The following is a 15266-nucleotide window of genomic DNA, read 5'->3' on the forward strand; positions in this document are numbered from 1 at the left end:
TCCATCCTGCCAGTTCCCTTGCATCATCTATCATGGCATAGTTCATCATAGATGAGTCCTCGTTTCATGACGTTTTTTGGTATGATCACTCTCACAGGTTCTCATCCTTTTTGTTTGGCGATTGGGACCTCCGGGGAAAATTAAAAAACCCTATCTTATTGGTATTTCGCTTGCATTTTATAGGGATTTTCAGGCATAATGAAATAGGTTCTTTTAGTTACCATGCTCTAAATAAGGTAATAGAAAGTTCTCCAAACGCATTTGAGACCTTACAAAGTATAACAATTCCTATCGTAGCATGCAGGCACATCTGCTATCACTTTGCCTGCAACCTGGCGACTCTTACATAGCTCTGGAAAAGTGAAGGATACACGCATATACATGAGCGACCTAGCTAAACGTTTTGTAGCGCTCTCACCCGAGAAGAGAAAAGCGCTTCTACGTCAACTCCAACAAAATCGTGGGACCACAAATTCCAAACAGACAATTCTGCCACGACCACATGGTAGTGACCCACTTCCTCTCTCATTTGCCCAGGAACGACTCTGGTTTTTGGATCAATTAGAACCACAGAACGCTGCCTATATTTTTCCAGCTTCGCTTCGCATAACGGGATTATTTTCGCTACAAATACTTGAAAAGAGCCTGAATACGCTAGTCCAACGGCATGAAACACTCCGCACATCATTTACGCAACAGCAAGACGTTCCTGTGCAAATAGTTCACAAAGCGTATTCCATCCATGCTCCTCTGATAGATCTACAAAACGTTGAGCCTGACAGCCAGGAAGCACTTATGAAAGAACTGGTTCATCAGTCGCTTTACCATCCATTTTCACTCGAAGACAAATCCCTCTGGCGCATACGGGTGCTCCGTCTAACGCAGCATGACCACATTCTTATCTTCACCATTCATCATATTATCACCGATGGTTGGTCCAACGAAGTCTTTATTCGTGAACTCGCCACCCTGTATCGTACTTCTCTCGCTGGCGACCCTATTACGTTAGCGCCTCTTCCTGTTCAGTATGCCGACTACGCACTCTGGCAACGGGAATGGTTGCAAGGGGAGGTGCTAGAGACCCAATTAGCCTACTGGCGTACGCAACTGTCAGAGACAACGCCGCTAGCCTTACCGCATGATCATCCCCGTACGGCACGACAAAGCCAGCAAGGAACAAGCGTATCCTGGCGTCTTTCCTCTGAGATTACGCAGAGAGCACTCCACTTGAGTCGACAGGAAAACGTGACCCTGTTCATGCTCCTACTAGCAAGCTTCCAGATCCTACTGATGCGTTATAGCGACCAATATGATATCAGCGTCGGCACTCCAATTGCCAATCGGCAACTAGCTGAACTCGAAGGCATGATTGGCTTTTTTGCCAACACCCTGGTGATACGCAACGATCTCGCGGGTAATCCCAGCTTTCTAGAATTGCTCCAGCGCGTACGCACGGTCTGCCTGAGTGCCTATGCCCATCAAGACATTCCTTTTGAAAAAGTAGTAGAAGCACTCGAACCTGTCCGCAACCTGAACCGCTCGCCACTCTTCCAGGTCATGTTTGCCCTGCAAAATGTGCCCCAGGATGCGGAAAACGTGAACACGCTACAGGTCAATCCATTAGAGTTGGCAAGTACGACCAGCAAGTTTGACCTGACGCTTACAGTGATAGAAGGCCAGCAAGGCCTACATGGCACGCTAGAGTATAACAGCTCGCTCTTTGAGCTTGCGTCAATGACCCGTTTGCTCAGTCATTGGCAAACCATCATCCAAGCAGTGCTACGCGATCCGCACATTTCCATTGAAGAGATATCCCTGCTAACCGACATGGAACGCGAACAGGTCCTGCAATCAGGTAATGTGATCGAGAAAAGCTATCCTCAGAAGTGGACCATCCATCAACTCTTTGAGCAGCAGGTACAGCGTGCGCCAGATGCCATCGCCTTGATCTTTGAGCAACAGCAACTTAGCTATGGGGAACTGAACCAACGCGCCGATCATCTGGCCGCTCATTTGCGTCAACGAGGAGTCGGTCCCGACGTACTCGTAGGTCTCTACCTGGAGCGTTCTTTAGAGATGATCACTGGCTTGCTCGGAGTTCTCAAAGCCGGAGGCGCCTATGTCCCCATTGATCCTCATTCTCCGGCTGAACGCGTCTCCTTTATGCTGGCTGATGCAGGCATCAAGATAGTCTTAACGCACCAGGATCTTCCTCTTTCTCTACCGACCGGCGTTGAGGCACTCCGAATAGAGCGTCAATGGGAACAGATCACTGAGGCACAACCGCTTCCTGGCAATGTATCTCCTGAACATCTGGCCTATGTGATCTACACCTCCGGCTCAACCGGCAAGCCCAAAGGGGTTATGATTCCACACACCAATGTGCTACGTCTTTTGACCGAGACACAGGACTGGTTTCAGTTGACGTCACAGGATAGCTGGACCCTGTTTCATTCCTACGCCTTTGATTTTTCGGTCTGGGAGATCTGGGGAGCGCTACTGACGGGGGCTCGCCTGATTATCGTTCCCTATTGGGTCAGCCGAGATCACGACACCTTCTATCAGCTTCTCTGCCAGCAAAGAGTAAGCATCCTCAACCAGACCCCCTCCGCGTTTTACGCGCTGATGCAGGCTGATATACAAGAAAAAGCCTCAGCGCTGCGAGCCCTGCGGACCGTGATCTTTGGAGGGGAAGCACTGGATCTGGCACGCCTGGAACCCTGGATGAAGCGTCATGGAGATCAACATCCCCAGCTCATCAACATGTATGGCATCACCGAGACCACGGTCCATGTCACCTATCGTCCTATTACACAACGAGATATTGCACAACAGCCTGGCAGCGTCATCGGGCATGCCATCGCAGATCTGGACTACTATGTGCTTGATGGGCAGCAACATGTGCTACCCATTGGAGTGCCGGGAGAATTGTATGTAGGCGGCAAAGGACTCGCACGAGGCTATTGGCAGCGACCAGAGATCACTGCTGAGCGTTTCATCCCACATCCATTTAGCTCGCAACCGGGGCAGCGACTCTACCGGACAGGTGATCGTGTACGTATCACGGCAGATGGTGAATTAATCTATCTAGGACGCGTAGATCACCAGGTGAAATTGCGGGGCTTCCGTATCGAAATGGAAGAGATCGAGGTCGTCATACGAGCTCAGATCGGAGTTGAAGCATGCATCGTCCAGGCGAGTGCAGAGCAAGCAGGAGATCTGCATCTGGTAGCCTACGTAGTTCCTACCCATGCCTGGAAAGCACAATTGACCGCTCACGGATTGCGAACAGCCCTGCAATCATACCTGGCAGAATACATGATCCCAGCATTTTTTGTTTTCCTGGACGAACTCCCGATAACGCTGAATGGGAAAGTGGATCGCCGCCTGTTGCCTGCTCCCGACCTATCATCAGTAGTGCTGCATCATGCGTATATCGCCCCGCGCACACCTTTAGAAGAGCTTTTGACACAGATTTGGACTGAACTGCTTGGGCAGGAGCACGTGAATATTCAAGACAATTTCTTTGAGCTCGGAGGACACTCTTTATTGGCGACGCAGGTAGTTTCACGCCTCAGGAGAACGCTTCACATCGACATTCCTCTGCGCATGTTATTTGAGTGCCCACGTATTATTGATCTTTCTGCCCAGATTGAATCCTTGCAACAAGGTGCGGATCAGATGCCGATAGATCCTATACCTGCCACGAGGCGTCCACAAGCTATTCCACTTTCCTTTATTCAGCAACAGTTATGGTTTCTTCACCAGCTTAACACACACAGTACTGCCTACACGATCGCCGTTGGTTTACGCATCCACGGACCATTCAGGCTCATGGCCATGCAGAAAGCCTTAACGCATCTTGCCAGCCGACACGAGATCTTACGTACCACCTTCCCCATCCAGGCATCCGGTCCCGTACAGACCATCACTGATTCAGGCACGCCCCCCATCACATTAATCGATCTTCAGTCGCTGACGCCCTCATCTTCGGCAACGTTAGTGCCTACCCTGATTGAACAAGAGGCATTGACTTCCTTTGATCTACAAAACGGACCTCTCTGGCAGACCGTCGTGATACGGCACTCAGCATCTGAACATCTATTTCTTTTGACCATGCATCACATCATCGCTGATGGCTGGTCAATGAGCATTCTGGTACAAGAGATCACAACACTTTATCATGCTTTTGTCCAGGAGCAACCATCACCATTACCCGCCTTACCAATCCAATACGCCGACTATACGCTCTGGCAGCGTGAGTGGCTACAAGGAAAGGTCTTACAAGATCACCTTGACTACTGGCAGGCACAATTAGCGCATGTCCCGACCCATCTTGATCTTCCACTTGATCGTTTGCGTCATCATATCTACAATCAACAAAGCTTATCACGCACGATACTTGTCACACGCACAAACACCGAACAGCTCAAACAAGTCTCTCAGCAGCTGGATGTCACGTTATTTATGACGCTGCTGGCCGCCCTCAAGGTGATTTTATTCAAGTGGAGTGGACAGCATGATCTCGCGATTGGAACAGTCTCTTCGGGTCGTACACGCATAGAAATTGAACCATTAATCGGTTGTTTTCTAAATTTCCTGGTCCTGCGCACGCAACTCAAACCTGACACAAGCTGGGAGCAATTAGTCTCTCAGATCAGAACGACCGTCTTAGCAGCCTACACGCATCAGGATCTGCCCTTCGAGAAAATTGTTGAGGCGCTTCAACCTGACCGCACCCACCACCACAACCCATTCTATAACGTTGCCTTCCTCCTACAAAACATGCCGCAAGAAGCCTTAGAAATAGACGAGTTACGTTTTGATTTTCTTCCACTTCCTCCCCAGGATGCTCTGCTAGATCTCCGTTTTGTCGCTCAAGAGCGTGGGGATGGTTTACAAATCACCTGCGAGTACGATGCCGAACTTTTTCATGCTGACACAATCGACGCTTTACTCCAGGCGTATCAGCAAACACTCCAACGGATTACCCAGGAAGCAAACACACCGCTGGAAGCATTTGAACTGCCAGATACACTATTACGCCAGGCACAATCTGCCCGTCGTCGTGCGCAGAAACAGACCCTGGCCATCACAGCAACGTTCACGGCTGAACCACTGGAGGGTCCGCTCTCCTACTGGATGCGTGAGCTGCAACTTCCGACCACCATCAGCTTTGCCGCCTATAACCAGATATGGCAACAATTTCTGGACCCACAGAGTCTGCTCTCAACCAATACCAATGGCGTCAATCTTATTCTGCTCCGCTTTGAGGATTGGCTACGCTTTACGGAGCCCTCTCAACGCACCAGCCTCTCTCAACACATGATCGCCCGGGAGACGCATGAATTCTTGCAGGCATTCCAACAAGTACGACAACGCACCTCCGTGCCCTGCATCCTCTGTATCTGTCCATCCTCACCTCAGATACAGGCTGATCCCACATTCGCATCATTATGCCAGCAGATGGAACAGCTTCTGACGCAAGAGATCAGTCAAATAAGCGGGACATACTTCATTTCCTTACAAGAGGTCGCAGCTCTCTATCCAGTAGCTAACTACTACGACCTCAACACGGATAGCACGGGACATATTCCTTTCACGCCCCACTTTTTTACGGCACTGGGCACGCTAATCGCCCGCAAGATAGCAGCATTCACATTTCAGCCATACAAAGTGATTGTGGTCGATTGCGATCAAACCCTCTGGCAAGGAGTCTGCGGTGAGGATGGTCCACAGGGCATTACGCTTGATACTCCCAGAAGGATCTTGCAAGAATTTCTCGTGGCGCAGCACGAAGCCGGAATGTTGATCTGTCTCTGTAGCAAAAACAATCCGCAAGATGTCTTCGACGTCTTTGATGCGCATCCGGAGATGCCACTCCAGCGTAAACATCTGGCGCAGGTACGCATTAACTGGCAATCGAAAGCCAACAATCTACGCTCTCTGGCGCAAGCACTCAATCTAGCGCTGGACAGCATGATTTTTCTGGATGACAACCCGCTTGAGCAAGCAGATGTGCAGGCCCGGTGTCCAGAAGTGCTCATCTTTCCGTTTCCGTCACACATTGAGGACCTTCCTCAATTGCTCACACATTTCTGGGCCTTCGACCAGGTAGCACGTACAGATGAAGATCGACAACGCACCCACTTTTATCAGCAGGAACAGCAACGGCAAAGCCTCTTACAATCAACCAACGCGTTCGCAGATTTCCTGGAAAAGCTGAACGTACAGGTGCATATCACACGCCTGGAGGATAAACATCTTACGCGGGCGGCCCAACTCACGCTCCGGACCAACCAATTTAATCTTACGACCATCCGGCGCAACGAAAACGAGATCCGCCAGTTCTGTCTTGAGGAGCACAATGAAGCCTTCGTGGTTCATGTCGATGATCGCTTTGGAGTGTATGGATTAGTGGGACTGGTCTTATGTACCAAAGAGCAGTCCACACTGCGCGTTGACACCCTCCTCTTAAGTTGTCGCGTGTTAGGACGAGGAGTAGAGCATCGCATCATTGCCTATCTGGGAGCGCTAGTGCAGGAGTACGGCCTGGATACAGTTACACTTCCTTATCAAGCAACCGCAAAAAATCAGCCTGCCGCTGACTTTTTAACACAAACGGGGCACGCCTTCAAACGTGAGCGGGAGGAGCAAGATTGGCAGATTATTTTCCCGGCTCAGGTAGCGGCTCAGCTCAAATTTCATCCCGCTAGCGCAGCGGAGCAACAACAAGTATCATCGCTAGCTACAACGGATGCCCGGTCAACGCCGACCGCCCGCATTGAGACAGGAGAACGCCTGCATCAGGCACAACTCAGCAAGATTGCCACAACATTGAATTCTGTAGAGAAAATCTATCAACAGTTTCAGTTCTACACACCGAAGCCGCGCACCGCTCCGCACAGCCTGAACAGTCAAAAGCCAGCCACACTTATGGAAGAGGAACTATTGAAGATCTGGAGCGAACTCCTTCATCTCGACAATCTCGGAACCACGGACAACTTCTTTGCAGTCGGAGGACATTCATTATTAGCGACCCAGATCCTCTCTGAAGTACGCTCCATCTTCCAGGTAGAGTTACCGCTCCAGAGCATGTTTGACCATCCAACCATTGTCGAAATGGCCCTGCTCATTGAGCAGATGCAGCGTAATTTTTTACAGCAGGCCGATGATGAACATCTAGCACAGATGTTGCTCGAAATGGGTGGAACCTCTGACGACGATCTGCTGCAATTATTCACCAACGACTTGTAATCAAAGGATACCTTGATGAGTGATCTCGCCAAACATATTTCCGCACTCTCACCGGAGCAACGTGAAGCGCTTCTCAAAAAAATGCAACAAAAGATGGTTGAGCAGCAAGTGCAACAACGCAAAGCGGGCGTTGTCCAGCAGCATATTTTCCCTCGCCAGCGTGACGAAAATGGGATCGTGCTCTCGTTCGCCCAGGAGCGGCTATGGTTTCTGCATCAGTTTGATAGCCAGAGCGCGGCGTACAACATACCAAATATGCTCCAATTTAAAGGTATTTTTTCTGTTGGAATGCTTGAGCATATTTTCACCACAGTTATCCAACGCCATGAGGTTTTACGTACCGTCTTCCACCAGCACAATGAAAAACCAACCCAGGTCATTGCTCCTCCTTATAACATGTCACTTCCGCTGATTGATCTATCCACAAGCACAACAGAAGAGCAAGCAGAGCTGATTCAGCAGCTTGCGTATCAAGAGCAGCAGCAGCCTTTCAACCTCGAAACTGGCCCGTTACTGAGGGCTGTAGTAGTGCGCCTGAGTCTCCGGCATCATATACTGCTGCTGACGCTGCACCACATTATCTTTGATGGTTGGTCAAGCAACGTCCTCATTCGCGAGCTTTCACAACTCTATCAAGCAGAGATCGCTGGGAAGCCGAGCACGCTGCCGCCCTTACCGATCCAATATGCCGACTATGCCCTCTGGCAGCGTCAGTGGCTCCAGGATGAGGTCTTGCAAGAGCAACTTCATTACTGGCAACAGCAACTCGCCCATGCTCCTGCAGTGCTCGATTTTCCCACCGATCATGCCCTCCCGCCCATCCAGACCTTTGCGGGAGCGCAGCGTAGCCTTCAGATCTCAGCGCCTCTCACCTCACAACTCAAAGCACTGAGCCAGCAAGAAGGGGTCACGCTCTTCATGACCTTATTCGCAGCATTCCTGGTACTGCTGCTGCGCTACAGTGGACAAGACGACATTATGGTTGGCACTCCAATTGCCAACCGCACTCATCGTGAACTTGAAACCCTGATCGGCTTTTTTGTCAACACGCTTGTTTTGCGTACCGACCTGTCAGGTAATCCCAGCTTTCTAGCATTGCTCCAACGCGTACGCACCGTCATGCTCGGAGCCTATGCCCATCAGGACCTGCCCTTCGAAAAAGTGGTAGAAGCGCTCGAACCCATCCGCGACCTGAGCCGCACACCGCTCTTTCAGATCATGTTTATCCTACAAAACATGCCCCAGGATTCTGGAGCACTGACCAACGTAGGAATGAGTGTGCTGGAAGTGGAGAGCACGGTCAGCAAGTTCGATTTGACGCTCACGGCACTGGAAGATGAGCAGGGACTCCATTGTGTGCTCGAGTACAACACCGAGCTTTTTCAAGCCACGACCATCGCACAGCTACTGAATCACTGGCAAACGATCCTGCAAGAAGTGCTGCGCGCGCCCCATGTCACCATTGGAGAGATATCATTCCTGATCGAGCAGGAACGTGAACAAATCCTGGAACAGTGGAATGCCACGCAGCGCGACTATCCTCCAGAGTTGACCGTGCATCACCTCTTTGAGCGGCAGGTACAGCGCACGCCCGACGCAATCGCCTTGATCTGTGAGGAGCACCAACTTAGCTATGAGGAGCTAAATCGACGCGCCGATCTACTGGCATCGCATTTGCAGCGGCGAGGAGTTGGTCCCGAAGTGCTGATAGGCATCTTGATGGAGCGCTCACTGGAAATGGTCGTGGCGCTCTTCGCCATCCTCAAAACGGGCGCCGCCTATGTGCCCCTTGATCCTGATTACCCAACCGAACGGCTATCTTTTATGCTGACAGATGCACATGTGAAGATAGTCGTCACGTGCCAGGATCTCCCTCTTTCGCCGCCAACCGGCGTTGAAATTATTCATCTGGATAGCCAATGGGAACAGATCGCCGCCACAAAGCCACATCCAGTCACTGTCAATATCGCTCCGGAGAACCTGGCCTATGTCATCTACACCTCCGGCTCTACAGGAACCCCCAAGGGCACCATGAATACCCATCGAGGATTAGCGAATTATCTGCTGTGGAGACAGGAACATTATCACCTCTCTTCCAGGGATCGCGTCGTACAAAAAACGCCCTACAGCTTTGACGTCTCGGTCTGGGAATTCTTCTGGCCGCTGACCACGGGAGCCAGCCTGATCATGGCTCGTCCGGAGGGACATCGCGATCCAACCTATCTGCGCAATCTGATCATCGAGCAAGCTATCACCACACTGCACTTTGTCCCCTCCATGTTGCACGCCTTTTTGCAGGAGCCAGACCTGGACGCCTGTCGGAGCCTCCGTCAGGTCATGTGCAGCGGAGAAGCGCTCTCTGCCGATCTTCAGGAGACCTTTTTCGCCCGCTTTTCCGAGCACATACAACTACATAACCTCTATGGCCCCACCGAGGCCGCCGTTGAAGTAACCGCCTGGGCCTGTCGACGCGCAGACGAGCGCGTGCCCATCGGCAGGCCCATCGCCAACACCCAGATCTATCTGCTTGATCGCTTCTTGCAGCCCGTGCCCATTGGCGTGGCCGGCGAGCTCTATATCGGCGGAGTCAACCTGGCTCGTGGCTATCTGAAGCGCGCCGATCTGACCGCCGAGCGTTTCATCCCCCATCCCTGGAGTAACGAGCCGGGACAACGCCTGTATCGCAGCGGAGACCTGGCGCGTCATCTACCCGATGGCTCCATTGAATATCTGGGACGTCTGGACCAGCAAGTCAAGGTCCGGGGACAGCGCATCGAGTTAGGCGAGATCGAGACCGTCATGCGAGCCCAGATCGGAATCGAGGACTGTGTTGTTCTGGCCCGCGAAGATCGACCGGGTGAGCAACGCCTGGTCGCCTATATCGTCGGACGTGCAGGAGATACGCCCACAGATAGCACGTTGCGTACGTTCCTACAAGAGCGCTTGCCAGGGTACATGATCCCTGCGGCATTTGTCTCGCTAGACGCCCTCCCCTTAACTACCAGTGGCAAGGTCGATCGCCGTGCCCTGCCCGCCCCAGAACAACCACATCCCGAGCTCGCCGAGACCTTTGTCGCGCCAAGCTCCGAGACAGAAGTCACGCTGGCACGCATCTGGTCGCAACTCCTCAGAGTCGAGCAGGTCGGCATCCACGACAACTTCTTTGCGCTGGGAGGCGACTCGATTCTGAGTATTCAAGTGGTCTCGCGTGCCCGACAAGCGGGACTTCACTTCACGCCACAGCAACTCTTTCACGATCAATCGATTGCCCAACTGGCTCGCGTAGTCACAACAAGCGCAGTCAGTCAGACCTCACAAGCCCTGGTCACAGGGCCTGTCCCGTTGACACCGATCCAGCACTGGTTCTTCGAGCGCCAGTTATCCATACCCCAGCATTACAATCAAGCAGTGATGCTATCTACGTTTACATCTCTGCGTTTCCACTGGTTACAGCAGGCATTGCGACAACTCATCCGACACCATGATGCTTTACGCCTACGCTTTCAACCAGACCTCGACGGATGGCAGCAAGAGATCGCGGGCATCCCAACAACGTCACCTGACCTCACTATTGATCTCTCCGGCTTGCCTGAACAGCAGCGCTTCCAGACACAACTGAGCCTGGCAGAGTCTGCACAGGCGCAACTGGATCTGAGCGCAGGTCTACTGCTCCGTTCGCTCTACTTTCTGCATGGATCGGACCATCCGGCGTACCTGCTCCTGATCATTCATCACCTCGCCGTTGACGGTGTCTCCTGGCGCATCCTGCTCGAAGATCTTGAGACGACATATGGACAACTAGCCGCCGACCAGCCAATGCATCTGCCAGACAAAACCACCTCATGGCAAGCCTGGTCCAACCAGCTCCAGCAGTATGCGCAGACAGCCTCTTTACGTGCAGATCAGACCTACTGGCTCGACGCTAGATGGACAGATATTCAGCCTCTTCCTCAGGATTTTCCTGCCGGTGATAATACCTTCGTGAGCGATCGAACGTATCAGATTACGCTCTCACAGCAGCACACACGAGCCTTACTACAAGACGTACCAGATGTCTATCATACGCAGATTACCGAGCTGTTACTGACAGCTCTGCTGCAAGCTTTTACGCGCTGGACAGGACAGCCTCGTCTGCTCATTGATCTGGAAGGCCATGGACGCGAAGAGGTGATCGAGCATATCGATCTCTCTCGCACCGTCGGCTGGTTCACAACTTTATTCCCGGTGCTGCTGGAAAGTGCTATGACAAGCTCTCCGACAGATGCGCTCAAAGCAATCAAAGAGCAACTTCGGCATGTGCCACATAAAGGCATGAGTTATGGGATATTGCGCTTTCTGACGCAAGATCCTACTCTGATTGCCACCTTTGCGACGCAACCGCAGCCACAGGTCGTCTTCAACTACCTTGGACAAATCGACGCCTCATTCTCGCCTACGTCATTATTCACACCGACACCAGTTTCTACGGGAGCCATGCACAGTGCATCGGAGACACGACCTCATCTACTAGAGATCACTGCGAGGATCGAAGAAGGATGCTTACATCTCAACTGGCAGTACAGTCAGGAGCTGCATCGACGTAAGACCATTGAGAACTTAGCCCAATGGTATCTTGATGCTCTCGTCGCGCTCATCGAGCAGTGTCAGGCCCCCGAGGCCGGCGGCTATACCCCTTCAGACTTTCCGCTCGTGACGCTCACGCAAGCCGAACTTGATACACTTGTGGCACGGATTCCCCAGGCACAGACAGGGCGACCCGGCCAGGCCATCGAAGACATCTATCCGCTCTCACCGATGCAAACGGGACTCCTCTTTCACAGTCTCTACACCCCAGAGGTTGGTGTGTACGGCAACCAGTTGGAGTGGACGATTCAAGGAGCCGTGAATGTGGCCGCCTGGCAAGAGGCCTGGCGCTCCGTGATCCAACGTCATGGCTTGTTGCGTACCCTTTTTGTCTGGGAAGGAGTCACACAACCGCTACAGATTGTGTTGCGCCAGCTTGAACCTTCCTGTGAGCTTCTCGATTGGCGTTCCTCCTCACCGCTCCAACAGCAGGAACGCCTGGAGCACTTGCGACAAGCCATCGAGATAACCAGTCAGGATCTGGGAACCGCTCCCCTGTTGCGTCTGGCGCTCGTGCGTTTGCAGAATCAGACCTATACCTTTCATCTTAATATGCATCATCTGATCACCGACGGCTGGTCGCATGCGCTCCTGCTGACCGAAGTACAGACGTGCTATCAGGCATTCTGCCAGGGAAAGCAACCAGACCTGCCAGCCGTCCGTCCGTATCGTGACTACCTGCACTGGCTCCAGCAGCATGACCGGGACAAAGCGGAGCTGTTCTGGAGACGTTATCTCCAGGGACTGCACACCGCGACACGCTTGCCAGGTCGTACAGAGGATACCCATCCGCACTGGACCACGGCTATGACCCAACACGTCGCCTGCTCCACATCCCTGACAGCGGCGCTCACCACTGGAGCGCAGCAACAACACGTCACGCTCAACACGCTCCTACAGGGAGCCTGGGCGCTCCTCCTGAGCCGCTATAGCGGCGAGGACGTGGTGCTCTTTGGGACCACAACGACGGGACGCCCGCCAGAGTTGCCCGGCGTCGAAACGATGTTGGGTGTCTTCATCAACACCCTGCCAGTACGCGTACAGGTCTCCCCAACCCATTCAGTAGGAGACTGGCTACGCGCCTTACAGAGCCAACAGGTTGAGGCTCGCGAGCATGAATACACTCCGCTGGCGCAGATCCAAACCTGGAGCGAGATTCCCGCCGGACAGCCATTCTTTGATAGTCTCGTCATCTTCCAGAACTATCCGGAGGCGACATCAGTACTCGCACAATCCACCGAGATGACACTCAAGACGAGCAGACATGAGGAGCAAACCAACTATCCTCTGGCCCTGCTGATCATTCCTCATCAAGACACATTGATCCTGCGCATACAGTATGACCCAATGCGTTTTGAAGAGGAACTCATCAGCCGTCTGCTCCGGCAACTTCAACGCATCCTCCAGGCATTTATAGAGCAGCCAGCACAAAAGCTGGAGTTGATCTCGCTCCTCTCAGTGCAGGAACGCCAGCAAGTCTTGCGCAAATGGAATGCCACGCAACGCGACGACTATCCGCAGGAATTGGCCGTGCATCAGCTCTTTGAGCAACAGGTAGAGCAGACACCTGACGCTGTAGCGCTGGTCTTCGAGGAACAGCTGCTCACCTACGCCGAGCTGAATCGGCGCGCCAATCAACTTGCCCACTATTTACGCCAACAAGGAGTTCGTTCTGAGGCGCTGGTGGGAATCTGCCTGGAACGGTCGCTGGAGATGGTCATGAGCTTGCTGGCAGTCCTCAAAGCCGGAGGAGCATACATGCCACTTGATCCTACTTATCCACAGGAGCGTCTGGCCTTTATGCTTCAGGACGCGCAAATAGACGTGGTCTTGACCCATACTACATTGCAAGAAAGCCTCCCACCAACGCTCAAAAAAGGTCTCTGCATTGATCACATATGGACTCCTCTGTCTCAGATGCCACACGATCAGTTCAGATGGATAGGATCATCCGACCAACTGGCTTATGTGATCTACACATCGGGCTCAACCGGCAAGCCTAAAGGCACCATGAACACCCATCGTGGGCTTGGAAACTATCTGTACTGGAGACAGGAACACTATCATCTCTTCCCGTGGGATCGCGTCGTGCAAAAAACGCCCTACAGCTTTGATGTCTCAGTCTGGGAATTCTTCTGGCCGCTGACCACGGGAGCCAGCCTGATCATGGCTCGTCCGGAGGGACATCGCGATCCAACCTATCTGCGCGATCTGATTGTCGAGCAAGCTATCACCACGCTCCACTTTGTCCCCTCCATGCTCCACGTCTTTTTGCAGGAACCTGCCCTGGACGCCTGCCAAAGTCTCCGTCAGGTCATGTGCAGCGGAGAAGCGCTCTCTTCTGATCTTCAGACCAGCTTTTTCGCTCATTTTCCCCGACACGTACAGCTGCATAACCTCTATGGTCCCACCGAGGCCGCCATCGATGTCACCGCCTGGTCTTGCCAGCCCACAGACACCATCGTGCCCATCGGCATGCCCATCGCCAACACTCAGATCTATCTGCTTGATCGCTTCTTGCAGCCCGTGCCCATTGGCGTGGCCGGTGAGCTCTATATCGGAGGAGTCAATCTGGCTCGTGGCTATCTAAAGCGCGCCAATCTGACCGCCGAGCGTTTCATCCCCCATCCCTGGAGTAGCGAGCCAGGACAACGCCTGTATCGCAGTGGAGACCTGGCGCGTCATCTGCCCGATGGCTCCATTGAATACCTGGGACGTCTGGACCAGCAAGTCAAGATCCGGGGACAGCGCATCGAGTTAGGCGAGATCGAGACCGTCGTACGGGCGCAGATCGGAATCGAGGACTGTGTCGTTCTGGCCCGTGAAGATCGTCCCGGAGATACTCGTCTGGTAGCCTACATAGTAGCACAGCCAGGGACGGATCTCGACAACGGCGAGATCCGCAGTGCGTTACAAAGACACCTGCCAGCATACATGATACCAGCGACATTTGTATTCCTCGCTGCTCTGCCACTGACCTCCAGCGGCAAAATAGACCGGCGAGCATTGCCTGCACCTGATACGCTGCAAGTAGCAAGCAGCGATGTGCTAGAGGAGCCCGGGACACCGGTGGAGGAGTTAGTGCTGGAAATGTGGAGGAAGGTGCTGGGGCAACAACGGATCGGAATACATGAAAACTTTTTCGAGCTGGGAGGACACTCATTACTGGCAATCCAACTGAGTTATCAGCTACGAGAGGTTTTCCGCATCAATATACCGCTACGTCGACTTTTTGAGGATGCCTCAACCATCGCCAAAATGGCCGAGCTTGTTGAAGAAGAAATTGTCAAAAAGCTAGAAACATTATCCGAAGAAGAGGCTTTAGAATTATTATCTTCCTTTGAAACCGACAACTAATAACGAACAGCCATCGTCGACGTCGCGCT

General features: G+C 52.7%; 2 protein-coding genes. Both read left to right on the forward strand.

All coding sequences use genetic code 11. The features are described 5' to 3' along the window. Window positions 1-381: 381 nt before the first annotated feature. Window positions 382-7257 carry an amino acid adenylation domain-containing protein gene (locus AC27N8_RS02860; protein ID WP_487063755.1) on the forward strand — a complete coding sequence of 2292 codons (6876 nt, stop codon included), beginning with the start codon at window positions 382-384 and terminating at the stop codon, window positions 7255-7257. A gap of 15 nt (window positions 7258-7272) precedes the next feature. Continuing rightward, complete coding sequence (locus AC27N8_RS02865) at window positions 7273-15237, forward strand: amino acid adenylation domain-containing protein (protein WP_487063757.1); 7965 nt, start codon at window positions 7273-7275, stop codon at window positions 15235-15237. Window positions 15238-15266: the final 29 nt, after the last annotated feature.

This window comes from Dictyobacter sp. Z7_2 (assembly GCF_057551105.1).

What these genes read in the sequence shown, in the direction of transcription:
- AC27N8_RS02860 (WP_487063755.1), top strand. Translation starts at nt 382, where the DNA reads ATGAGCGACCTAGCTAAACGTTTTGTAGCGCTCTCACCCGAGAAGAGA.
- AC27N8_RS02865 (WP_487063757.1), top strand. Translation starts at nt 7,273, where the DNA reads ATGAGTGATCTCGCCAAACATATTTCCGCACTCTCACCGGAGCAACGT.